At 65.3% G+C, this 22,438-nt stretch carries 18 protein-coding genes, 1 tRNA gene and 2 pseudogenes; 11 read left to right on the top strand and 10 right to left on the bottom strand.

Annotated elements, in window-relative coordinates:
• Positions 1–97 precede the first annotated feature (97 nt).
• Positions 98–802 carry a DUF305 domain-containing protein gene (locus KZX42_RS13810; RefSeq protein ID WP_248120164.1) on the bottom strand — a complete coding sequence of 235 codons (705 nt, stop codon included), beginning with the start codon at positions 800–802 and terminating at the stop codon, positions 98–100.
• On the bottom strand, positions 799–3,150 hold the full coding sequence (locus KZX42_RS13805) for a heavy metal translocating P-type ATPase (RefSeq protein ID WP_282438953.1): 2,352 nt from the start codon (positions 3,148–3,150) through the stop codon (positions 799–801). Before KZX42_RS13805 ends, KZX42_RS13810 begins: the two co-directional genes overlap by 4 nt.
• A gap of 99 nt (positions 3,151–3,249) precedes the next feature.
• On the opposite strand from KZX42_RS13805, the gene KZX42_RS13800 reads away from it, so the two are divergent.
• The 4 genes and pseudogenes from KZX42_RS13800 to KZX42_RS17360 form a co-directional block, all read left to right on the top strand.
• On the top strand, positions 3,250–3,525 hold the full coding sequence (locus tag KZX42_RS13800) for a metal-sensitive transcriptional regulator (protein WP_248120162.1): 276 nt from the start codon (positions 3,250–3,252) through the stop codon (positions 3,523–3,525).
• A gap of 138 nt (positions 3,526–3,663) precedes the next feature.
• Positions 3,664–4,767 carry an acyltransferase gene (locus KZX42_RS13795; protein ID WP_248120160.1) on the top strand — a complete coding sequence of 368 codons (1,104 nt, stop codon included), beginning with the start codon at positions 3,664–3,666 and terminating at the stop codon, positions 4,765–4,767.
• Positions 4,768–4,899: 132 nt separating this feature from the next.
• Positions 4,900–5,165: pseudogene (locus tag KZX42_RS17365) on the top strand (DUF411 domain-containing protein); the annotation flags it as partial.
• A pseudogene (locus KZX42_RS17360) lies at positions 5,139–5,231 on the top strand (hypothetical protein); the annotation flags it as partial. The pseudogenes KZX42_RS17365 and KZX42_RS17360, both read left to right, overlap by 27 nt.
• 163 nt (positions 5,232–5,394) lie before the next feature.
• On the opposite strand, the gene hutC reads toward KZX42_RS17360, so the two are convergent.
• Positions 5,395–6,123 carry a histidine utilization repressor gene (gene hutC / locus KZX42_RS13785; RefSeq protein WP_248120159.1) on the bottom strand — a complete coding sequence of 243 codons (729 nt, stop codon included), beginning with the start codon at positions 6,121–6,123 and terminating at the stop codon, positions 5,395–5,397.
• Positions 6,120–7,523 (bottom strand): formimidoylglutamate deiminase, encoded by a 1,404-nt coding sequence (locus KZX42_RS13780; RefSeq protein WP_248120156.1) that lies wholly within the window; start codon positions 7,521–7,523, stop codon positions 6,120–6,122. Before KZX42_RS13780 ends, hutC begins: the two co-directional genes overlap by 4 nt.
• A gap of 86 nt (positions 7,524–7,609) precedes the next feature.
• On the opposite strand from KZX42_RS13780, the gene hutI reads away from it, so the two are divergent.
• Genes hutI through KZX42_RS13755 form a run of 5 tightly spaced genes read left to right on the top strand, consistent with a single transcriptional unit; the run spans position 7,610 to position 13,398 of the window.
• The gene (gene hutI, locus KZX42_RS13775) at positions 7,610–8,815 is read left to right on the top strand and encodes an imidazolonepropionase (protein ID WP_248120154.1); all 1,206 of its coding nucleotides are present in this window, start codon (positions 7,610–7,612) and stop codon (positions 8,813–8,815) included.
• A complete protein-coding gene (gene hutH / locus KZX42_RS13770; RefSeq protein WP_248120225.1) occupies positions 8,800–10,344 on the top strand; it encodes a histidine ammonia-lyase in 1,545 nt (514 codons plus the stop codon). Before hutI ends, hutH begins: the two co-directional genes overlap by 16 nt.
• Positions 10,344–11,165 (top strand): N-formylglutamate deformylase, encoded by an 822-nt coding sequence (gene hutG, locus KZX42_RS13765; protein WP_248120152.1) that lies wholly within the window; start codon positions 10,344–10,346, stop codon positions 11,163–11,165. The genes hutH and hutG overlap by 1 nt, the downstream gene beginning before the upstream one ends.
• Positions 11,162–12,829 (top strand): urocanate hydratase, encoded by a 1,668-nt coding sequence (gene hutU, locus KZX42_RS13760; protein WP_248120150.1) that lies wholly within the window; start codon positions 11,162–11,164, stop codon positions 12,827–12,829. The genes hutG and hutU overlap by 4 nt, the downstream gene beginning before the upstream one ends.
• Positions 12,826–13,398, top strand: coding sequence for a HutD family protein (locus KZX42_RS13755; RefSeq protein ID WP_248120148.1), 573 nt, complete (start codon positions 12,826–12,828; stop codon positions 13,396–13,398). The genes hutU and KZX42_RS13755 overlap by 4 nt, the downstream gene beginning before the upstream one ends.
• Before the next feature lie 18 nt (positions 13,399–13,416).
• Here the strand turns inward: KZX42_RS13755 and KZX42_RS13750 are convergent, their stop codons facing one another.
• From KZX42_RS13750 to KZX42_RS13740, 3 genes are all read right to left on the bottom strand, one after another.
• Entirely contained in the window at positions 13,417–14,151 is a 735-nt protein-coding gene (locus KZX42_RS13750; RefSeq protein WP_248120147.1) for a PepSY domain-containing protein, read from the bottom strand.
• A gap of 10 nt (positions 14,152–14,161) precedes the next feature.
• A complete protein-coding gene (locus KZX42_RS13745) occupies positions 14,162–14,860 on the bottom strand; it encodes a PepSY domain-containing protein (RefSeq protein WP_248120145.1) in 699 nt (232 codons plus the stop codon).
• Positions 14,861–14,934: 74 nt separating this feature from the next.
• Positions 14,935–17,622, bottom strand: coding sequence for a TonB-dependent receptor (locus tag KZX42_RS13740; RefSeq protein WP_248120143.1), 2,688 nt, complete (start codon positions 17,620–17,622; stop codon positions 14,935–14,937).
• 501 nt (positions 17,623–18,123) lie between these two features.
• Here KZX42_RS13740 and KZX42_RS13735 point away from each other — a divergent pair.
• Positions 18,124–19,401, top strand: coding sequence for a hypothetical protein (locus tag KZX42_RS13735; protein ID WP_248120141.1), 1,278 nt, complete (start codon positions 18,124–18,126; stop codon positions 19,399–19,401).
• Between the two features lie 428 nt (positions 19,402–19,829).
• Here KZX42_RS13735 and KZX42_RS13730 read toward each other — a convergent pair.
• Positions 19,830–19,904: transfer RNA gene (locus KZX42_RS13730), tRNA-Gly, on the bottom strand.
• A gap of 119 nt (positions 19,905–20,023) precedes the next feature.
• The gene (locus KZX42_RS13725; RefSeq protein ID WP_248120139.1) at positions 20,024–20,806 is read right to left on the bottom strand and encodes an SDR family NAD(P)-dependent oxidoreductase; all 783 of its coding nucleotides are present in this window, start codon (positions 20,804–20,806) and stop codon (positions 20,024–20,026) included.
• A 55-nt stretch (positions 20,807–20,861) separates the two neighbouring features.
• Between KZX42_RS13725 and KZX42_RS13720 the strand changes: the two genes are divergently transcribed.
• Positions 20,862–21,260 carry a YkvA family protein gene (locus tag KZX42_RS13720; protein ID WP_248120138.1) on the top strand — a complete coding sequence of 133 codons (399 nt, stop codon included), beginning with the start codon at positions 20,862–20,864 and terminating at the stop codon, positions 21,258–21,260.
• A gap of 82 nt (positions 21,261–21,342) precedes the next feature.
• On the opposite strand, the gene KZX42_RS13715 is transcribed toward KZX42_RS13720, so the two are convergent.
• Positions 21,343–22,344 carry an NADPH:quinone oxidoreductase family protein gene (locus tag KZX42_RS13715; RefSeq protein WP_248120136.1) on the bottom strand — a complete coding sequence of 334 codons (1,002 nt, stop codon included), beginning with the start codon at positions 22,342–22,344 and terminating at the stop codon, positions 21,343–21,345.
• Positions 22,345–22,438: the final 94 nt, after the last annotated feature.

Here is a 22,438-nt window from a genome sequence, read left to right as displayed (position 1 = left end):
GCGAGGACCTCTAGGGGTTTACGCAGGCGGCGCTCCCCGCCCTCGCGACAGGCTGACGCAGGACCGCGGAAAACGGGTCGGAGCGCCCTACCGGGGCTTACGGTCGCGCGAGCAGCGCCTTCATCTGGGCGATCTCACGCTCTTGGCCCTGAACGATCTCGTTACACAGACCCCGAACCTCGGGATCCTTCAACGAAGCCTGCCGACACATGAGGATGGCGCCGGAATGGTGCGGGATCATCGAGCGCAGGAACTCCCTGTCCCCCACCCCGGCCTGGGTCCGCATGCCGATGAAGCTGAGCGCGAATACGAGCGCCGCGACCCCGCCGATCAGGACATTCGTGCGCTTCGAGGGATACATCGAGCGCATGAAAACCAACATGAGGATCGCCATCGGCGAAACCATCATCAGGGTCATGTAGACGTTGTTGAGGTTGAGGTAGAAATGATCGAGCGACGCGATCATCGTGTACATCACCAGATACATGATGATGAAATCGAGGGTCAGTTCGATCGCAAACGAACGGTAGCTCCCCTTCATGGGAGCCATGCCCTTCATGTCGTGAGTGTCCTGCATCGGCTGCATGTCAAAATCCTCCGCCGACGATCCATCGGCATGGTCCGGGTTTCCGGCGTGATCCGTCCGGGCCGCCGCCTGAACCTCGTAATCCTGCGTTACGGCGACGGTTCCGACCCGATTAAATAAACCCGGAACCGCGTTCGGACAGCGAGGGGGACTGCGCCAAAATGCGTAATGAAGCCGCTTGCGCGCCTCTTTCGAGGACGCGCCGGCTCGGATCAAAGCTTTATGGCCCGTAGACGGAGCGCATTGCCGATCACGCTGACCGAAGACAAGGCCATGGCCAGGGCCGCCAGCGCCGGCGACAGCAATAGACCGAAGGCGGGATAGAGCAGTCCCGCCGCGATCGGAATGCCGAGCGCATTGTACCCGAACGCGAAGAGGAGGTTCTGGCGTATGTTCCCCATCACCGCTTTCGACAGTCTTCGCGCCCGGACGATGCCCTGAAGGTCACCGCCCAAAAGCGTGACGCCGGCGCTTTCGATGGCCACGTCGGATCCCGCGCCCATGGCCACGCCAACGTCGGCGGCGGCCAGGGCCGGAGCGTCGTTGACGCCGTCCCCGGCCATAGCGACGATCCGCCCTTCGGCGCGCAGTCGCTCGACGACCGCCGCCTTGTCCTGCGGCAAGACCTCGGCCTGGACCTCGTCGATGCCCAGTTTGCGAGCCACGGCCTCGGCGGTCGTGCGGTTGTCGCCCGTCATCATGACCAGGCGCAGGCCCGCCGCTTTAAGCGCCCGGATGGCCTCGGGCGTGGTCGCCTTGATCGGGTCGGCGATGCCGAGGACGCCTGCGGCCTTGCCGTCAACGGCTGCGAAGATCGCCGTGGCGCCGTCGCGTCGCAGCGTCTCGGCTTCAGCTTCCAGCGCCGAGACCTCGACACCGATTTCGCCCAGGTAACGGGCGTTGCCGAGGGCCACGCGCCGCCCGTCGACGACCCCTGAAACCCCGCGTCCGACCGGGCTGTCGAACTCGCTGGCTTCGGAGAGGACAAGTTTGCGTTCAGTCGCGGCCCGGACGATGGCGTCGGCCAGGGGATGTTCGCTGCCGCGTTCAAGGCTGGCCGACAACCGCAGCAGTTCGACCTCGTCGAACCCGGTCGCGAGCCGGACAGCGGTCACGGAGGGACGCCCCTCAGTCAGGGTGCCTGTCTTGTCCAGGACCAGGGTATCGACCTTTTCGAAACGCTCGAGCGCCTCGGCGTTCTTGATCAGGACGCCGGCGTGGGCGCCGCGACCGACGCCCACCATGATGGAAATCGGGGTGGCCAACCCCAGTGCACAGGGACAGGCGATGATCAAAACCGAAACCGCCGCGACGAGGGCATAGGACAGCCGGGGCTCCGGACCGATCAATCCCCAGATCAAGGCCGCGAGGAGGGCGATCGCGATCACGGCGGGAACAAACCAGCCCGACACCGTATCGGCCAGCCGCTGGATCGGCGCGCGGCTGCGCTGGGCCTGGGCCACCATCTGGACGATTCGCGACAGGAGCGTGTCCGCGCCGACCTTGTCGGCCCGCATCACGAAAGACCCGGTCTTGTTGAGCGAGCCGCCGACGACGTTCGATCCGATCTCCTTCGTCACCGGCATGGACTCGCCGGTCACCATCGACTCGTCGATGGACACCCGCCCGTCCAGCACCTCCCCGTCGACGGGCACCTGTTCGCCCGGCCTGACGCGCAACCGGTCGCCGACGATGACCAGATCGAGCGTGATATCCTCGTCGGTTCCATCGTCCCGCACCCGCCTGGCCGTCTTGGGTGTCAGATCCAGCAAGGCGCGGATGGCGCCGGACGTCTGTTCTCGCGCGCGCAACTCCAGAATCTGGCCGACCAGGACGAGGACGGTGATGACCGCCGCCGCCTCGAAATAGACCGGCGCGCTTCCATCCATGCGCAGGAAGGCGGGCGGGAAAAGAGCGGGGAGGAAGACTGCGACCACGCTGTAGACCCAGGCCACGCCGACGCCCATGGCGATCAGGGTGAACATGTTCAGACGGCGCGTGCGCAGCGAGGTCCAGCCGCGCTGGAAGAACGGCCAGCCCGCCCACAGAACGACGGGCGTGGCCAGGGCGAACTGGATCCAGTTCGACGTCTGGCCCGGAATACGCATCGCCAGGCCGGTCAGATGCCCGCCCATCTCCAGCGCGAATACCGGCACGGTCAGCACGAGACCGATCCAGAAGCGGCGCGTGAAATCGATCAGCTCATGGTTTGGGGGTGCGACGGCGGTGACGGTTTCGGGCTCCAGCGCCATGCCGCAGATGGGACAGGACCCGGGGCCCGGCTGCCGGATCTCCGGATGCATCGGGCAGGTGTAGATCGCGCCGGGGATTTCCGCCGGGGGCGTCCGCTTCTCATCAAGATATCGACCGGGTTCAGCGACGAACTTGGTGAGGCATCCCGCAGAACAGAAGGAATAATCGGCCCCGTCGTGATGGGCATGATGCGCCGTCGTCGCCGGATCGACGGACATGCCGCAGACCGGGTCGATCACGGTTCCTGCGTCATCGGGCGCTTTCGCCGTCGAACAGCGACTGTGATCGTGCGGATGAGAAGGCGAGGACATGACAGGCTCCTTGAAGGGCTGAATGCTAGTTATACCCTATGGGGGTATGCGACAAGGTCCGGGTCACGCTATATCCAGCCTATTGGATCGGAGGCCCGGATGCAGGCAGAGACAAAGCCCAAGGTGTTGAACCGCCTGAACCGCATCGAAGGGCAGGTGCGCGGCATCGTGCGGATGGTCGAGGACGAGCGCTATTGCGTCGATGTGCTCACCCAGCTCCAAGCTGTGCGGGCCGCTCTGTTGCGTGTCGAGAGCGAGGTGCTGAAAGATCACCTTGACCACTGTGTGATGGGAGCCATGACCGGCGACGATCCTGCGGATCGGAAGGCCAAGGCGACAGAGTTGATCGCGCTTCTCGGCCGGGCGTCCCGATAGGATCGCTCGCCCTTGCGCCGATCCGCCAAGGGCTCCCACGTCAGAACGGCGCCTTCCCCGATCGGCGTGAGGGATGTCCGTTCCGCGCGCGTAGTCCATTGGACAGGCAGAGAGTCCTGTACGGGGCGGGGCTCGCAAATGACATCCGTATCGCCGACCCGCGAGGGCTATCCCGCCGATCTTCGCGCGCTGACCAGCCTGAGGGCTTTTCTGGCTCTGGGCGTGGTCCTGTTCCATTACCAACTCCAGTGGGACCCCGCCCTGGGCTTCAGTCCGATCATTGAACGCAGCCGTCTCGCCGTCGACGCCTTCTTCATGCTGTCGGGCTTCATCCTGGCCCATGTCTACGGTCCGTCCTTCGCGGCAGGGACCTTCAGCTACAGGCGCTTCATCTTCGCGCGCCTGGCGCGGCTCTATCCGCTTCATTTGACCGTCTTGCTGGGTGTGCTGGTCATGGTGCTGGGCGCGTTGGCGTTCGGCGTCCGCTATGACCCGTCGACCTTCACCGTCAGGGGCTTCTTCGAGACCCTGTTTCTGGTTCAGGCATGGTTTCCCAGCGCGGTGGGCCAAAACTGGAGCGGCCCGGCCTGGTCGCTCTCCGCCGAGTGGTTCGCCTATCTGCTTTTCCCGGCATTCGCCTTCCTGGCCGTGAAGTTCGGGCGCAGACCATGGGCATTGGTGATCGTCAGCCTGATCGCCTACGTCCTTATCGACGCCGTTTACCGGACGTTTTTCGGAAAGGTCCTGCCGCGCGCGGAGGACGACATGGGCATCCTGCGGATCGTTCCCGCCTTCCTGCTCGGCATGGCGCTTCACGGACTGGGGCGCGGCCTGACCTGGTCCCGCGCCACGGTCGTCTGCCTGGCTCTCGGGTCGACGATCCTGCTCCTGACCGCCATGCAGATGTCGCTGGACGACCGGATCATCGTCGCCCTGGCCGCGCCGGTCGTCTTCAGTTGGTCCATGCTGGGCAAGAGCCATTGCGAGGGCGTCCTGGCGTCACCGCCCCTGGTGTTCGCGGGCGAAGTGTCCTTCGCCCTGTACCTGGTTCACATGCCGGTCATCGTGGCCTGGAAAGGCGTGATCGCCGAAATGCGCGGCATCGACAGCGCGTTCAGGATCACACCCCTGGAACTGGTCGGCCTGTTCGTGGCGACGTGCGCGCTCGCCATCGCTCTCCACCTTCTGGTCGAAAAGCCGGGCCGGCTGTGGATTCGCGAGCGCAGCGCACGCTGGTCATAAGGCGAACGGATAGCCCGATCACCAAGGAAACCCCGGACGGGACGCAGCGTCGCACCGCTGGGCTTTGGGTCGCCAAGCCGTTGAGTCTCATCCATCGTCTCGTCGCCCCGTGACGAACTGGAGAACACGCCGATGAGAATCCGAACCTCCCGACGATCCCTGATGCTGGGTCTTTCCGTGGTCGTCCTTAACGGCGGGGCCGCCCAAGCCGCACCGGCCAAGCGCCTGACAGCCTACAAGACCCCATGGTGTGGCTGCTGCGGCGGATGGGTCACTCACATGCGGCAGGCGGGGTGGACGGTCGAGGTCGTCGAGCTTGAAGATCTGGCGCCCATCAGACGTCGTCACGGTATCCCGGACACCATGGCGTCCTGCCATACCGCCGTGGTGGGCTCATACGCGATCGAAGGTCACGTCCCGTCGGCGATGTCGATCGTCTGCTGCGCGAACGCCCGGCCGCCCGCGCGCTCAGCGCACCCGGGATGCCGGCCGGTTCGCCGGGCATGGAAGCCGCCGGGCGCGAGCCCTATACGACCCTGCTCGTCCTGCACGACGGTTCGACGCGCCCCTTCGGCCGTCACAACGGCGCCTGAGGCGAAGCGGCTTATAGATCGCGGGCTCCGGCCCTTACGCCTTTTCCCCTCTCGGGGCGAAACGGGCGACGAGATCGTAGGCTTCCCCGGGGAAGGTCAGTCGAACGTGGGTAATGGGGTCGTCTCCCCGCCATGTCCGCCTTTCGAGCGACAGGCAGGCGACCGAAGGTTCGATCAGGAGCAGTTTGGCCGATGCCTTGGACGTATTGATCGCGCTGATCTTGTGCTCGGCTTCGGTCCAGGGAACGAACCCCAGAAGCCACGTTCCCGGCGGGGTCCGGGTGAAATCGACCGCTTCTGCGGCCGGTACGGCGCTCAGACTGATCAACCGTTCCTCGATCGCGAAGGGACGCCCGCTCGCCCGGTGAAGACACTGCAAGGTGAGGATTCGGCCTGAGACGGCAAGCTCCAGGCTCTTGTTGTCTCGCCGGCTCGCCGTGCGGATCTTGCGAGACAGAAGTTCGTATCCGTAGGGCTCGCCTCGCCCCGTGATCTCCGCCTGGATGTCGGGGATATCCAGCACCGCCGAATGGATGCGCGGACGGGCGACGAACGACCCCGCCCGTCGTCGACGAACGATCAGGCCGTTGTCGGCCAGAGGCGTCAGCGCCTTGTTCACCGTCATCCTGGAACAGCCATATTGGGCCATCAGTTCGTGTTCGAATGGAATGCGGTGACCCGGCGCCCAATCCCCTGACAGAATCCGTTCCGCGATCTCGGAGCGGATGCGTTTGTGCAGGGTGGTGTCAGCGCCGCCGGTCATGCGTTCCCAAGGTCCAGAATCCTCGACAGCACGCGAGCATACCGCCGGGTTGTTTCGGCTTGCGCCACATGACGGCCATTCCTCACGACTTGTCCACCCCGCCGCCAGACGGCGTCCACCCGGCGGTCACGCGAGGCGAAGATCCATTGATCGAGGCGGACGTCTCCGAACACCCTTTCGTCCGCGCCTGACTCGTTGGCCAAGGCGACGAGATCGGCGACCTGGTCGACCGCCAGCCCGTGACTGATCGAATCCCCGGCCGCCTGCGCGCCGCCGGCGAGCGCCGCACGGAACATCGCGCCGCCCGTCGAACCGCCCGCTTCATCAGCCATTACGTTGCGCGATCGTTCGCCCAATCTTTGGGAATATTCGAGCATCCGCAGTTCCTGCGCCGCGTCGATCAGGACGTTGGAATCCGACCCTACGCCCCAGAGGCCCCCCGCCGCCAAATAAGCCGCAGCCGGGAATATTCCATCGCCCAGATTGGCCTCCGTGATCGGGCAAAGACCGGCGACCGCGCCGCTGTTGGCCAGTCGCCGGGTCTCCGAGGCGGACATGTGGGTGGCGTGAACCAGACACCACCGGCGATCGACCTCGACCGTGTCGAACAACAGATCGACCGGCCGGGCGCCCGACCAGACCAGGCAGTCGTCCACCTCGCGGACCTGTTCGGCGATGTGGATATGCACGGGGCCGCGCGTCATGCCGCAGACAACGCCGAGTTCCTCGCGGGTCACCGCCCTTAGACTGTGGGGCGCGACGCCGATGACACTGTCAGGCAGGATCGAGATCGCCCTTTCACTGGCTTGCATCAGACGGTGGAAGCCATTCAGATCATTGACGAACCGCCGCTGCGGCTCTGCAGGCGCCGCGCCACCGAACCCCGAATGGGCGTAGAAGACCGGCAGCAACGTCAGGGCGATGCCGGTCTCCGCCGCCGCCGCCGCGATCGCCTCAGCCATCTCCCCGACATTGTCATACGGCCGACCGTCGAGGTCGTGATGCAGATAGTGGAACTCGGCGACGCGCGTGAAGCCCCCTTCAAGCATTTCGGCGAAGGCCATGGCGGCGATAGCGGCCAGCTCGTCGGGACGCAGCCGATCGACGAAGCGGTACATGGTCTCACGCCAGGTCCAGAAGCTGTCGCGCGATGGTCCCCGCGCTTCGGCCAGCCCCGCCATACCGCGCTGGAACGCATGGCTATGTAGATTGGACAGTCCGGGAACGCCGGTCACATGGATGTGGTCGCCGGGTTCGGCCACGACCCCGGTCAGAATCACATCGATCAAGCCATTGCGAAGTCCGATACGGACGGACTGCGCCCATCCCGTGTCGAGTAGGGCGTGCTCGAACCAAAGCCAGGTCTCTGGCGATGCGGCGTTCTGGGCGTCGACTGTCACTGGACAATCCTCATCGGTCTGCAATATGTCTATACAATACCGGGGCGGTCGGCTAGCGATTCCTGTGAGATGTTGGATGGCGGACCATGGAATGTGATCGCGTCTGGACCAATGCACGGCTGGCGACGGTCGCGCCCGACGCTTCTGGTCTCGGGATCGTCGAGAATGGGGTCATCGCCGCCCGTGACGGGTTCATCGTCCACGTCGGCGCTGCCTCCGAAGCACCTTCGTTTGATCCCGCCGAGATCATCGACTGCGGGGGCCGGTGGATCACCCCCGGCCTGATCGATCCGCACACCCATCTGGTTTACGGCGGCGACCGCGCCCACGAGTTCGAAGTCAGGCTGGCCGGCGCCACCTATGAGGAGATCGCGCGCGCGGGCGGCGGCATCGCCTCGACGGTCGCGGCGACACGCGCGCTCGACGAGGCCGGTCTGATCGCCACGGCCTTGCCCAGGCTCGACGCCCTGATCGCCGAGGGCGCGACCACCGTCGAGATCAAGTCCGGCTATGGCCTGTCGCTTCAACACGAGCGGCTGTCGCTTCAAGCGGCGCGGCGGCTGGGCGAACTTCGCCCCGTGTCGATCCGCACGACCTTCCTCGGCGCTCACGCCCTGCCCCCCGAGTTCGCGGGCCAGGCCGACGCCTATATCGACCTCATCTGCCGCGAGATGATCCCTGCGCTCGCCGCCGAAGGCCTGATCGATGCGGTTGATGCGTTCTGCGAAGGTATCGGCTTCACCCCCGCCCAGACGCGCCGGGTGTTCGAAACGGCCAAGGCGCACGGCCTGCCCGTCAAACTCCATGCCGAGCAGTTGTCGAACCAGCACGGCGCGGCGCTCGCCGCCGAATTCGGCGCCCTGTCGGCCGACCATCTCGAATATCTGGATGACGCCGGGATCGCCGCTATGGCCCAGGCGGCCGTCGTCGCCACCCTGCTGCCCGGCGCCTATTATTTCATGCGCGAGACCCGCCTGCCGCCGATCGAGGCCTTGAGGACGGCAGGCGTTCCGATGGCTCTGGCCACCGATTGTAATCCCGGCACCTCGCCGCTGACCTCCCTGTTGCTGACGATGAACATGGCCGCGATCCTGTTTCGGATGACGGTCGACGAATGTCTGGCCGGCGTCACCCGCGAGGCCGCCCGCGCCTTGGGCCAACTCGACGAGATCGGCACGCTTGAGGTCGGCAAACGCTGCGACCTCGCCGTCTGGGACATCGAGCGGCCCGCCGACCTTGTCTACCGCATGGGGTTCAATCCGCTCCATGTCCGTGTCTGGAGAGGTCAATGACCGAAACGATTACTCTGAAGCCGGGCGAGGTCAGCCTGTCCGAGTGGCGCGCTGTCTATCTGGGCGCGGGGGCCGTCCTGCACGCGAGCGCCGCCGAGCCGATCCGGGCCAGCGCCGCAGCGGTCGAGCGCATCCTGGCGCGCGGCGAGCCAGTCTACGGGATCAACACCGGTTTCGGAAAACTGGCCTGCGTCCGCATCGAGGCGGGCGACCTGGCCACGCTTCAGCGCAACATCGTCCTGTCCCATGCGGCCGGCATAGGAGACCCGTCGCCAACGCCGGTGATCCGCCTGATGATGGCCCTGAAACTGGCCAGCCTCGCCCAAGGCGCGTCCGGCGTGCAGCCAGAGACGGTCGCTTTGCTGGAGGCGCTGATCGTCCGCAACCTGACGCCGATCATTCCGTGCCAGGGATCGGTTGGCGCATCCGGCGACCTGGCGCCTCTGGCCCATATGGCCGCCGCCATGATCGGGGTGGGCCAGATCGAGGCTGGGGGCGTCCGTCGTCCTGCCGCCGAGGCGCTCGCCGAGGCGGGGCTGGAGCCCCTGACGTTGGGGCCGAAAGAGGGCCTGGCCTTGCTTAACGGCACCCAGTTCTCGACCGCGAATGCGCTCGCCGCCGTGTTCGGTGCCGAGACCTTGTTCCAGAGCGCGCTCGTCTCCGGCGCCCTGTCCACGGAAGCGGCCAAGGGATCGGACACCCCGTTCGATCCGCGCATCCACGTCCTGCGCCGTCACGCCGGTCAGATCGAGACGGCGGCGGCGCTGCGATCCCTCATGGGCGGCTCGGACATCCGGGCGTCCCACGCCGTCGACGACGAACGAGTCCAGGATCCCTATTGCCTGCGTTGCCAGCCCCAGGTGATGGGCGCGGTGCTCGACGTGCTGCGACAAGCCGCCACCACCCTGTCGATCGAGGCCAACTGCGTCAGCGACAATCCGCTGATCTTCTGGGACACGGACGAAGCCCTGTCCGGCGGCAATTTCCACGCCGAACCCGTCGCGTTCGCCGCCGACATGATCGCGCTCACCATCTGCGAGATCGGCTCCCTGTCGGAGCGGCGGATCGCGATGCTGGTGGACCCGGCATTGTCCGGCCTGCCCGCATTCCTGACCGCGCGGCCGGGGCTGAACTCGGGTTTCATGATCCCCCAGGTGACCGCCGCTGCGCTCGTCTCGGAGAACAAGCAGAAGGCCTATCCGGCCAGCGTCGATTCCATCCCGACCTCCGCCAATCAGGAGGACCATGTCTCAATGGCCGCCCACGGCGCGAGGCGGCTTCTGGCGATGGTCGAATCGGCCAACGCCGTCGTCGGCATTGAACTTCTGGCTGCGGCCCAAGGCTGCGACTTCCATCGCCCACTGGGGTCGAGCACCGCGTTGGAAGCTGTCCGCAGCCTGATCCGCGAGGGCGTCCCGCATCTCGACGAAGACCGCCATTTCCATCCCGACATCGAGGCCGCCCTCTCCTTGGTACGGTCCGGCGCGGCGGTCGAGGCGGCCGGCGTCGCGCTTCCCGGGATCTGCTGATGGACTGGCTTGAAATCCATCGTGGAACCGCACCCCTGATCATCAGCCTCCCGCACACCGGCTCGGATATTCCGGACGAACTCGTGGGCGAATTTGTCTCGCCCTGGCTGGCGACGAAGGACGCTGACTGGTGGGTCGATAAGCTTTACGCCTTCGCGACCGATCTCGGCGCGACCACGGTGCGAACCCGGCTGAGTCGGAGCGTCATCGACGTGAACCGCGACCCTTCGGGCGCCTCTCTGTATCCCGGTCAGTTTACCACGGGCCTGTGCCCACGGGAGACATTCGACGGGGAGCCGCTGTACAAGATCGCAGGTCCGGATGCGCATGAGATCGAGCGGCGCCGCCAATCCTATTTCGAGCCCTACCATGTCGCTCTGCGCGATGAGATCGCCCGCATCTGCCGCCAGCATGATCGCATCGTCGTCTACGACGCCCACGCTATCCGATCGATGGTTCCCAACCTGTTCAACGGCGAACTGCCCAATCTAAACATCGGCACCAACGATGACCTCTCGTGCGATCCGGCCCTGACCCGCGCGGTCGAAGCCGCCTGCGACGCCGGGGCGTTCACCCGCGTCACCAACGGCCGATTCCGGGGCGGCTGGATTACGCGACACTATGGCAGGCCCGAGATCGGGATTCACGCCGTCCAGATGGAGCTGGCCTGTCGCGGCTATATGGACGACCCGGCCAAAGCGCCGGACCCCACGACATGGCCCTCAGCCTATGACCCTCAACAGGCTGAGCCCCTACGCGCCACCTTGCAGGCCGTCCTGACGGCCTGCCTGACCTTTGCTGAAACTCCGAGCCCGTCATGAACCGCAACGACCCCACCCGCGTCATCCGCAGCCCCCGCGGCCCCGAGCGCACCTGCAAGAGCTGGCTGACCGAGGCGGCGCTGCGGATGCTGATGAACAACCTCGATCCGGATGTCGCCGAACGGCCCGAGGAACTGGTCGTCTATGGCGGTATCGGTCGCGCCGCCCGCGACTGGAAGAGTTTCGACACCATCGTCGAGACCCTGCGCAGGCTCGAGGACGACGAGACCCTGCTGATCCAGTCGGGCAAGCCGGTCGGGGTGTTCCGCACCCACGCCGACGCCCCGCGCGTCCTGCTGGCCAACTCCAACCTCGTGCCCCACTGGGCGACCTGGGAGCATTTCAACGAACTCGATCGCAAGGGCCTGGCCATGTACGGCCAGATGACGGCCGGGTCGTGGATCTACATCGGGGCGCAGGGCATCGTTCAGGGCACCTATGAGACCTTCGTCGAGATGGGTCGCCAGCACTACGACGGCGACCTGTCGGGCCGCTGGCTGCTGACGGCGGGTCTTGGCGGCATGGGCGGAGCCCAGCCCCTGGCGGCGGTGATGGCGGGGGCGTCGTGCCTCGCCATCGAGTGTGACCCGAGCCGGATCGCCATGCGTCTGCGGACCGGCTATCTCGATCAATCGACCGAGGACCTCGACGAGGCGCTGGCGCTGATCAAGGCAGCCTGCGAAGCGAAGACTCCGATCTCGGTTGGATTGCTTGGCAACGCGGCCGAGCTTCTGCCCGAACTGTTCCGGCGCGGCGTCCGGCCTGACCTGCTGACCGACCAGACGTCCGCGCATGACCCGATCAACGGCTATCTGCCCAAGGGCTGGACCGTGGATCGCTGGAACGCCATGCGCGCCCAGGCGCCCGATCAGGTCGAACAGGCGGCGCGCGCCTCCATGGCTGAACACGTCCAATCGATGCTCGATTTTCAGGCGGCTGGGGTGCCCACCGTCGACTACGGCAACAACATCCGCCAGATGGCCAAGGAGGCCGGCGTCGCGAACGCCTTCGACTTCCCCGGCTTCGTCCCCGCTTATATCCGCCCGCTGTTCTGCCGGGGCATCGGCCCGTTTCGCTGGGTGGCCCTGTCCGGCGATCCCGAGGACATCGCCAGGACCGACGCCAAGGTGAAGGAACTGATCCCCGACAATCCTCACCTGCACAACTGGCTCGACATGGCGGCCGAGAAGATCAAGTTCCAGGGACTTCCCGCCCGCATCTGCTGGGTCGGACTGGGCGACCGTGACCGGCTCGGTCTCGCCTTCAACGAAATGGTGGCCTCGGGCGAGCTGAAGGGCCCGATCGTCATCGGTCGCGACCATCTTGATTCCGGCTCAGTCGCTTCGCCCAACCGCGAGACCGAGGCCATGCGCGACGGCTCGGACGCGGTGTCGGACTGGCCGCTATTGAACGCCTTGCTCAGCACGGCATCAGGCGCGACCTGGGTGTCGCTGCACCATGGCGGCGGGGTCGGGATGGGCTTTTCCCAGCACGCCGGAATGGTGATCGTCGCCGACGGGACCGAGGCGGCGGCCAGGCGGATCGCGCGCGTGCTGTGGAACGACCCGGCGACCGGAGTCATGCGCCATGCCGACGCCGGCTACGACATCGCCCTGAACACCGCCCGCGAGAAAGGGCTCGACCTGCCCGGCGTTCTCGGATGATCACCACGGTCCTTCCCGCATCGGAACGGACCGCCACACCTTGGAAGAACGGGGGCGGCGTCACCCGCGAGGTCGCGGTGTGGCCCCCGGGCGCCGGCCTCGACGATTTCGACTGGCGCGTCAGCATGGCGGAGGTCAGGGAGCCGGGCGCCTTCTCCCTCTTCCCCGGCGTCGAACGCTGCCTGACGGTGATCGAGGGCGGACTGCGCCTTACCTTCGGCGGAGGGCACGCCGTGTCGATAAACGCACGCTCCGAGCCGTCAATCTTTCCGGGCGATCGGGCCTGTCACGGCCTGCCTGTCGGGGGGCCGGTGGTGGACCTCAATGTGATGGTTCGTCGAGGCCGTTTTCGCTCGCAGGTCGAGCGGCTGTCAAACGCCCGATGGCGCCCCATTGGTGACGTCGCACTCCTGATTGCGCTCGAACCCCTCAGTGTCATCGAGGAGACCAGGTCAGACCAAAGGACCACCTTGGGGGCCCTCGACGGACTGATCTGCGGCTTCGCCCCTGCGGCTCCAACGCTTCAGGTCGGCGGCCGCGCTCTCGGCGTGTCGATATCGGCCCTGTGATACTTGGCGAATCCTCGCTTACCGACGACGGGAGGCGATGGCGGTGCGCGCCCGGGCGACAGGCTCCGTGACATAGCTGAAATCGGAGGGACGGAAGGCGCGGAACAGCAGGATCAGCCCGCTGATCGCCAGCCAGAGGATTCCCGTGGCGACGGTGATGATCAGAGGGTGGTTGAAGCTTTCGCGCTTGGTGTAATCCATGATGTGGATCATCCAGAACACGTCCCAGAGCCTCCAGGTGTCGGTGCGTCGCTCCAATACCTCTCCGGTCGCCTCGGAAAGCAGAAGGGTTGTCTTCTCAGGATCGGCGAACTCCACCCGCCACAAGGGCAGCGGCAGTTTGCGCGTTTCGACGTCGCCTTCGGTGACCCTTCGCACGGAGGCGACAGCCTGGGCGCCGCTGAAGGCGGCTGTCGCCAGCGCGGACGCCCGGCCGGCGTCGATGGCGAGGGGCGCGCCTGTTACGGCGTCGATCAACCGGACGCCGGTGGGCGTCGCCGCCTGGTAGACATAGGCTGAGCCCAGCGGTTTCAAGCGAAGACTGGTGATCGGCTGGCCGATCCTCTCGGCCACCTGGCCCAGCGGCAGAACGGCGCCAGGAATGACGACGGCGGCGGGTTCACGCACCGAGGTCGCGCCCGAGACCTTGTCGGTGTCAAGCAGCGCCATCATGGCCCCGCTGAAGCTCCAGAGGATGAACTGGAGGCCCAGGATGAGGCCGACCCATTTGTGGAGTGTGCGGATCAGGAACATCGGTGCGGCCTCACGCTTTGGCCGGACGCGCGCGGCGCCGACGACGGAAACTGTAGAAGAGAAGCCAGGCCCCGGTGAGAGAGGTGATGAAGGCCATCCAGGTCGCGATGCGCAACAGGATGTTGTTCACATTGTCCCGGGTCTCGTAGTCCATGATGTGCAGCATCCAGACGAAGTCGAACGTCCGCCAGAGGTCGTGGCGCTTGGCCATCAGTTCCCCGGTCTGGGGCGAGATGTAGAGGGTCGGCTTCCACGCTCCTTCGTACTGCACGCGCCACAAGGGCGCGGGCCGGCCGCGCAACTCCCCGGGCGCTTCGCTGAGGAGCTCGGCGTCTACGATTTCGCCTTGCTCGGCGAAATGCGCGTTGGCGCGCGCCCGAACGGCGGCCTCGCCCAGCGGCGATAGCTGCGTGCCGGTCTGCGCATCGACCAGTCGAGACCCGCCGGACCCGCCAATGATATAGACCGGGCGCCCCAACTGGGTTTCGAGCCTGACGGTTTCGGCGCCCGCCGCGAGCGCGCTTGGCTCGACCAGCGAAGCGAGGTTCAACGGCGTGGCCGGGATAGGCCGCACGAGACGGTCGCCGTGGATAATGTCGATATGGACGGCCGTCATGTAGAGGCCGCCCGCCGTCCAGAACACGGCCTGGATGGCGAGCAAAAGGCCGAGCCACTTGTGGGATGTTCTGGCAAGGGCCGGCAATCGCATGGGCGGTCTCTCGATAAGCTAGGTCGCAAAACGCACCCGCCGGGCGGCTGGAAGCCACCCGGCGGGCACAAGACTTAGTTGAAGCGGTAGGTCAGACGGACATAGCCGCGGCGACCCAGGAGATCATAGGTCATCGTGTCGGTGTTGCCGTCTGTCCAGCTCTTGATGAACGGAGCCTTCTTGTCGAACAGGTTATCGACGCCGAAGGCGATATCGGCGCTTTCTCCCAGGCGATAGGCGAACTGCGCATTGTGATAGAAGACATTCGGCGAGGTGTAGCCGATGTCCGTCGGTGCGGCGTTGAAGTCGGTCGCTTCCCCGATCATCTGCACCGAATAGGCGCCCGTCCAACGCGCGTCTGTCACCGAGACGCTGGCCAGCGAACGCCAGTGCGGATAGCCGCCGTTGCCACCGCCGATATGGCCGGCGAATTCGATGGGGGCCCCGCCCTGGAACGGCGTGATCGTGTACTCGTCGAGATAGGTTGTGTTCCAGTCGAGGCTGACCTGACGGTCCCAGAGGTCAAAGGCGTAGCGCAACCCGATATCGACGCCCGTCATCTGTTCCTCACCCGCGTTGGAGGGTTGAGCCGACAGATAGTTGACCTCGCCCGTTAGGGTGCTGCGAGTGAAGTTCGTCGGGCCGCAGAATGGATGGCTCAGTCCGACCGAGGCGTAGCAGACCGCCAGGCGGGTCGACCCCGGGATGGAGCGGATCGCATCGGTGATCTTTATGTCGAAATAGTCGACGGTCATCGACAGGCCTGACAGCTGCGAGGGTTGCCAGACCAGGCCGAGCGTGAGGGTTTCGGTCGATTCCGGTTGAAGAGCGGAGTTGCCTCCCACCGTCGTCAGAATAGAGTTGCCCAGTTGCACATAGTTCGCCGGCACGCCGGAAGCTCGACAGTTGGCGACCAGGGTGGCGTTGGCGCTGGTGGAATAGCGGCTGCACGGATCGGTCGTCGTCAGATTGCCCTCGGCGACACCGCCGAACAGTTCCGGAACGCTCGGGATACGGAAGCCCGTGCCGAAGGTCGCCCGCAACCGAAGGTCGTTGATGACCGTCCAGTTGAGACCCAGCTTGTAGGTCGTGTTGTCGCCGAACAGGTTGTAGTCCGAATAGCGAACGGCGGCGTCCAGATCGAGCGCTTGGATGAAGGGCAAGTCCGCTAGCAGAGGTGCGGACAGCTCCAGATAGGCTTCCTTGGCGGTGACGCTGCCCGCAATGGGCGACTGCTGGTTGGTGTTGGCGATGCCGAGCACCGTCAGCGCATCCGGATTCCGGTAGCCTTCCTCCTCACGGTAGACGAGGCCTGCGGCCATGGCGAGAGGGCCGGCGGGAAGCTGCAGCACCGTGCCGGTCACGTCGGCGGTGACGCTGCGCTGCTCGTTGCCGCCGGTGTCGCGAGAGGTGAACAGGATATAGTTGAGGACCTGGGGACTGATGTCTCCGAAGCCGAGGTAGTCGCCGCAGGGAATGGCCGCGCCGGCGGCGGAACTGCAAACCGCCGTGTTGAGCGTGTTGCGAACCCTCTCCAGGTTGGCGACGTTGGTGCTGCCGTCGACACCGGTGCTACGTCCCCAGTTGGCGGCGACTTCCCAGCTCCAGTCGCCCATGAAGTCGCCCCGCGCGCCTCCTACGAAACGATAGGTGTCCGTCTCCTGGAAGAACTGGCGCGGGCCGGGTTCCAGAAGTCGGCGCTGGATGAGCGTGATGTTCTGACCCGTCGGATTCGTCGGGTTCGTGGCGGGGATGGCCAGGTTTCGCAGCGTTCCGGGCGAGGCCACCTGATTACTCTTGCGATGGGTGAAGAAGGCTTCTCCGAACAGGGTGACGTTGTCGGTCAACCGGTAGTCGGCAAGGAAGGCCGTGCTGAACCGTTCGATCGGGGAGACCGCGTTCAGATAAGAGTTGGAGTTGAAGTTGTGCTTGGCGGCGTCATACGGCTCGTAGAAATTCCCGTTTCCGCCCGGCGTCTGGTTGAAGTTGATCTGCTGACCGTTTGGCAATACGGCCCGCCCGCCGATCGTCGAGGCGCTCGATACGCAGACCAGCTGACCGCCAACTTCGCCGAGTCCGCAAGCGGCGCGATCAGCCAGATTGACCGCTTCGGTTTGCTGATAAGACAGGCCGGCGACGACCCGACCCCGGTCGCTGTGGATTCCCCAGAGCAGGTCTAGAGTGTAGTCTTGGCCATCGCCCTCGTCTGTGATGCCGTACTTGCCGGAGAGCTTGAGGCCTTCGAAGTCGTTGGCTGTGATAATGTTGACCACGCCTGCGACCGCGTCGGCGCCGTAGATCGCCGAGGCACCGTCCTTTAGGACGTCGATACGCTGAATGATCGCGGTGGGGATCATATTCAGGTCGGGTGCGCTGTTGGCGCCGGTACCCCCATTGACCACGCGACGGCCGTTGATGAGCGTCAGAGTTCGGTTGATGCCGAGGCCGCGGAGATTAACCTGTGCGGTGCCGTAGCCGTTGCCGGTCCAATAGGCGTTGGTCTGCCCCCCGGCGTTGCCTGCAGAGGCCGGCAAGCGCTGCAGTAGGTTCTCGAGATTCGTGATCCCGGTGTTGGCGATCTGCTCTTCGGTGATCACCGTGGCGGGGCCGACGCCGCTGATGTCCGCCCGTTTAATGCGGGTCCCTGTCACGACGACTTCATCGATATTGGTGGTCGCATCCTGGGCCGAGGCGGCCGCAGCACCCAGGGTCGAGGTGATGACCGCACCTGCGAACAAAAGCCTCTTTCTCATACGGTTCATCGTGGTTCCCCTTGCCGGTTCAGCTCCCGATAGCCGTCCCTGTGCGGACAAAGCTCCGACCCTCACTACGTCGAGTCAAGACATGTATAGACATATTAAGAGGTCAGAAGTTCTCTTCGCCTTGCTAAAAGGAAGCAAATACGATAAAATAATTGCTCGGAAAGACGATAATGCGCAATAAAACTCCCGCCTTATCGGAACCAAGGGTTGGACGTGGCTTTTTCAAGGCGTGGCCAAACTTGTTCGCAAAAGCGATGGTGCAGCGCAAAAGCCACAGAGCTCAAGACGTTGGCGTTGAACATAGCTTTACGCAGGGCGACGCCCGGCCCCTCCAAAAAAGTCGGCTGTCGCGATCATTTTTATCAAGGGCAATTTTAGCGCACCGGCGAGGTTCCGGATCACTCTCACGGAAGGGCGGTTCAAATTCGCAGAACGCCTATCTTGAGGCCACCGTCTCGGGCTAAGCCTTGCTTTCTCACGTCAGAGGGCCACAGCACCCTGATGAGTGAAATCGGAGACCTGGACGAAGGCGACCGTGTCGCTAGGCTCAACAGGGATTGTTTCTGCGTCACCCTGGACCAGACCAGCTTGATGGCGGCCGTCAGCGCGGAAGCCGACAATGCGGAGCTCGTCGGTGCGCTTCTCGCTTCGACGCCCAACCTGTTCTCGGGCGGACCCGTCTTCATATCGGCGGTCGACCTCAGGGCAATGCTCGACGTCGTCGCCGCCATCGAAGCCGCAGCGACGATCCCGGCGTATCAAGACGGGGTTCTGCGCTGGGCGCCGGCGATCGCTCGCCCGGACTTCGGCCCGCGCGGAGTTTTCATGGGCTATGATTTTCACTTGGGCGGGGACGGCCCCAAACTTATCGAGGTGAATACGAACGCCGGGGGCGCATTCCTGAACGCCTTGTTCGCTCGCGCCCAGGGCGCATGCTGCCGGGAGGCCCGTGAAGCCACGGGCTCCAGCCCGTCCGTCGCGTTTGAAACCGCTGCCTGGCGAATGTTCCTGCACGAATGGTCTCTGCAGGGACGGTCCGGACAGCCGCGCACGGTCGCTATCGTTGATGACGCCCCCAAGGATCAGTTTCTGTTCCCGGAGTTTCTGCTGGCGCAGGGTGTCCTAGAGCGGCACGGTGTGAAGGCCTGGATCGTTGATCCCTCCGAACTCCGCATGCGCGAGGGTCGCTTGGAGCATGACGGCCAAGTTGTGGATCTTGTCTACAACCGCCTGGTGGATTTCGCCCTCGACGCCGCCGGGCACGAAGCCTTGCGCCAGGCCTATCTCGACGACGCCGTCGTGCTGACCCCTAACCCCCGCAATCACGCTCTGTTCGCCGACAAGCGGAATCTCAGCCTGTTGTCGGACGCGGTCATGGTCGCCGGTTGGGGGCTCGCGACCCACCACCAGCGCAGCCTTTCGGCGATCCCGCGGACACGCCTGGTGACAGCCGAAAACGCGGAGGAACTCTGGGCGGAACGCAACCGGCATTTCTTTAAGCCGGCCGGAGGTCATGGCGGGAAAGCCGTTTATCGGGGCGACAAGATCACAAGGCGGGTATGGGCGGACATCCAGCTCGGCGGCTACATCGCCCAGGAACTCGCCAAGCCCAGTGAACGTCTGGTCAAGGTCGACGGCGAAATTCAATCCCTGAAGCTGGACGTCCGGCTCTATACCTACGAGGGCGCAGCCTTGGCGAACGCGGCGCGTCTCTATCAGGGCCAGACCACAAATTTCAGAACCCCGGGCGGCGGCTTTGCTCCGCTCTTCGTCGTTTAGGCCCAAGCTCTTCGGGATCAGGGTACTTCAGTCATCGAATCTCGCGCTGGCCCAAAGTAGCGCGAGCGTCAGAGCTCAGGGCAGGGTGCCGAGAGCAGCCATTTCAACCCGAGCGCAAGGCGAAGTTGGTGACGGCCATCGGATCTGATCGCACCCCGCGACGGTCTAGGCAGGAACGCAGCAGCCCCACCAGGGAGGCAACAGTGCCGCGCCTTCACGCGAGGCGAGGCTCGAGTTCGACAAACGAGACGGCATGCTTTTTCAGGGCGCTTCACCCGATTTCACTGCAATCCACTCCGGCCCAAGCAGGCAGACACGGGAAACCAAGGGGCATTTGGTAGCGGTGTGGTAGCGGCAGGGAAAAAGGAGGGAGGCGATCCCGAAGGACCGCCTCTGCCTAACCTCTTGATAGCCTTAGCTATCTCGACTGGAGCGGGCGAAGAGATTCGAACTCTCGACCCCAACCTTGGCAAGGTTGTGCTCTACCCCTGAGCTACGCCCGCAATCCGTAAGGCGCTACGTGTGCGCCCCGTCGAGGAGGGGGCGTATAGCGGAGGGTTGATCGGTCCTGCAAGAGTGAATTTGCAAAAAACGACCAGCCCCTGCGCTCGCCCCCTGCGCCTCAGCGCGGCGCCAGTCGGATGGCCCCGTCCAGGCGGATGCATTCGCCGTTGATATAGACGTTGCGGGCCAGCTCCAGCACCAGAGACGCATAGTCGGCCGGCGTGCCCAGGCGGCTGGGGAAGGGGATGGCGGCGGCCAGGCTGTCCTGAACCTTCTGGTCCATGCCAGCCATCATCGGCGTCCACATGATGCCGGGCAGGATGGTGTTGCAGCGCACCCCTTCCTGGGCCAGGTCGCGCGCGACCGGCAGGGTCATGGCGTACACCCCGCCCTTGGACGCCGAATAGGCCGCCTGGCCGATCTGGCCGTCCTGAGCCGCCACCGAGGCGGTGTTGACGATCAGGCCGCGCTCCCCGTCCGTCATCGGCTCCAGCGTGACCATGCCCGCCGCCGACTGCGACAGGACGCGGAAGGTGCCGAACAGATTGACGCGAACCGTGCGCTCGAACGCCGCCATGTCGTGAGCGCGGATCTCGCCGGTGTCCTTCTTGCGCGACACGGTCTTCTGGCCGGTGGCGATGCCGGCGCAGTTGACGGTCAGACGCTCCTGGCCGTGGGCGGCGCGCGCCTTTTCGAAGGCGGCCGCGACCGAGGCGTCGTCGGTCACGTCCACCTTGCAGAAGACGCCGCCGATTTCCTTGGCGACCTCCTCGCCACGCTCTTCGTTCAGGTCGAACAGGGCGACCTTGGCGCCGGTGGCGGCGATGGCGCGGGCCGTGCCCTCGCCAAGTCCAGAGGCCCCGCCCGTGACCACCGCGGCGATGCTGCTGTCGAGTTTCATCCTGATCGTTCCTATATTAGGTTGAACCTGAGTTTCGTTTGAGGATTTAGCGGCCATGACCGCCAAAGCCAAACCCGCCGATCCCGCCGACGCCATCGACCCGAACAAGGCGCTGGTCCCGTCCGTCGTGAAGGTCAACGAAATGCGTGTGACGCGCGGCTTCTGGCCCAAGATCCGGCGCACGGCCGCCCGCATCCCCTTCGCGGACCAGGCCCTGGCCGCCTGGTATGCGGCGCGCGATCCCGAGACCCCCCTGCCCGCCAAGGGCATGATCTTCGCCGGCCTGGCCTATTTCGTCATGCCCATCGACGCCATTCCCGATGTCTTCGCCGGCATCGGCTATACGGACGACGCTGCGGTGATCGCCGCCATCATCGCCACCCTGGGCGCCAACATCAAACGCCGCCACCGCGACCAGGCCGAAGACGCCCTGCAGCGGTTGAAGGCGAAATAGGCGGTCTGAAACGCCGGCGGTCATCCTCGCCCTTGTGGCCAGCATCCATACCGGGATGGCGACAACGGGTGGAAGTCGCCTGTCAGCTCTCCACCGTCACCACGATCTTGCCCATGGCCTTGCGGTCGCCGAGCGCCTGGATCGCCTCGCCGGCCTTTTCCAGCGGATAGGTCTTGGACACGTGCGGCTTGATCTTGCCATCGGCGTACATCTGCATCAGTTCGGCCATGTTGGCGGCGTGGCCCTTGGGATCGCGCGCGACGGCCGCGCCCCAGAAGACCCCGATCACCGACACTGACTTCAGCAGCGTCAGGTTCAGCGGCAGGGACGGAATGCCCGCCGGGAAGCCGACCACCAGATAGCGCCCGTTCCAGTCCATGGCCCTGAGCGCCGGATCGGCGTAGTCGCCCCCCACCGCGTCATAGACCACGTCGGCCCCGTCGCGGCCGGCGGCCAGCTTGAACTCGCCCGACAACTCCTTCTGCGCCGCCTTGTCCATCGGTCCCGACGGATAGATCAGGCCGTTGTCGGCCCCCAGGTCCAGGGCGAACTGCACCTTGTCGTTGGTCGAGGCCGCCGCGACAACCCGCGCGCCCATCGCCTTGCCCAGTTCCACGGCGGCGGCGCCCACGCCCCCGGCCGCGCCCAGCACCAGAAGCGTCTCGCCGGCCTTCAGCTGCGCCCGGTCCTTCAGCGCGTAATAGCTGGTGCCATAGGTCATGATCAGGGCCGCCGCCTCTTCGAAGCTCATGGCCTCGGGGATGGGGACGACCGTCCCGGCCCGCACCGCCAGCCGTTCGACCAGGCCGCCCCAGCCCGGCACGGCGATGACGCGGTCGCCCTTGCGCACGCCCTTGACGCCCTCGCCCACCGCCTCGATCACGCCCGCCACCTCGCCGCCCGGCGAGAAGGGGCGTTCGGGCCGGAACTGGTATTTGTCCGCGATGATCAGGGTGTCCGGGAAGTTGATCCCCACCGCCTTGACCTCGATGACGACCTCGCCGGGCTTGGGCGTGGGATCCAGCACCTCCTCCACGACCAGGGTTTCGGGACCGCCAGGCGTCTTGGACAGAACAGCGCGCATCTTTCCTCCTTGGCCGACATGGCGCGGCCTTCATCGCGACGCTAAACAGCGCCACGCCCGATTGAAAGAGGCGACGAAAGCAGGATCAGAAAGC

This window comes from Brevundimonas sp. EYE_349 (assembly GCF_023147505.1).
Classification (GTDB): Bacteria; Pseudomonadota; Alphaproteobacteria; order Caulobacterales; family Caulobacteraceae; genus Brevundimonas.
Note: the sequence above shows the minus strand (reverse complement) of the source record. Positions and strands in the feature narration are given on the sequence as shown.

What these genes read in the sequence shown, in the direction of transcription:
- KZX42_RS13750 (WP_248120147.1), bottom strand. Translation starts at nt 14,151, where the DNA reads ATGTTCCTGATCCGCACACTCCACAAATGGGTCGGCCTCATCCTGGGC.
- KZX42_RS13755 (WP_248120148.1), top strand. Translation starts at nt 12,826, where the DNA reads ATGATCACCACGGTCCTTCCCGCATCGGAACGGACCGCCACACCTTGG.
- KZX42_RS13725 (WP_248120139.1), bottom strand. Translation starts at nt 20,806, where the DNA reads ATGAAACTCGACAGCAGCATCGCCGCGGTGGTCACGGGCGGGGCCTCT.
- KZX42_RS13800 (WP_248120162.1), top strand. Translation starts at nt 3,250, where the DNA reads ATGCAGGCAGAGACAAAGCCCAAGGTGTTGAACCGCCTGAACCGCATC.
- KZX42_RS13735 (WP_248120141.1), top strand. Translation starts at nt 18,124, where the DNA reads ATGAGTGAAATCGGAGACCTGGACGAAGGCGACCGTGTCGCTAGGCTC.
- KZX42_RS13745 (WP_248120145.1), bottom strand. Translation starts at nt 14,860, where the DNA reads ATGCGATTGCCGGCCCTTGCCAGAACATCCCACAAGTGGCTCGGCCTT.
- hutI (WP_248120154.1), top strand. Translation starts at nt 7,610, where the DNA reads ATGGAATGTGATCGCGTCTGGACCAATGCACGGCTGGCGACGGTCGCG.
- KZX42_RS13740 (WP_248120143.1), bottom strand. Translation starts at nt 17,622, where the DNA reads ATGAACCGTATGAGAAAGAGGCTTTTGTTCGCAGGTGCGGTCATCACC.
- KZX42_RS13715 (WP_248120136.1), bottom strand. Translation starts at nt 22,344, where the DNA reads ATGCGCGCTGTTCTGTCCAAGACGCCTGGCGGTCCCGAAACCCTGGTC.
- KZX42_RS13805 (WP_282438953.1), bottom strand. Translation starts at nt 3,150, where the DNA reads ATGTCCTCGCCTTCTCATCCGCACGATCACAGTCGCTGTTCGACGGCG.
- KZX42_RS13720 (WP_248120138.1), top strand. Translation starts at nt 20,862, where the DNA reads ATGACCGCCAAAGCCAAACCCGCCGATCCCGCCGACGCCATCGACCCG.
- KZX42_RS13795 (WP_248120160.1), top strand. Translation starts at nt 3,664, where the DNA reads ATGACATCCGTATCGCCGACCCGCGAGGGCTATCCCGCCGATCTTCGC.
- hutU (WP_248120150.1), top strand. Translation starts at nt 11,162, where the DNA reads ATGAACCGCAACGACCCCACCCGCGTCATCCGCAGCCCCCGCGGCCCC.
- hutG (WP_248120152.1), top strand. Translation starts at nt 10,344, where the DNA reads ATGGACTGGCTTGAAATCCATCGTGGAACCGCACCCCTGATCATCAGC.
- hutC (WP_248120159.1), bottom strand. Translation starts at nt 6,123, where the DNA reads ATGACCGGCGGCGCTGACACCACCCTGCACAAACGCATCCGCTCCGAG.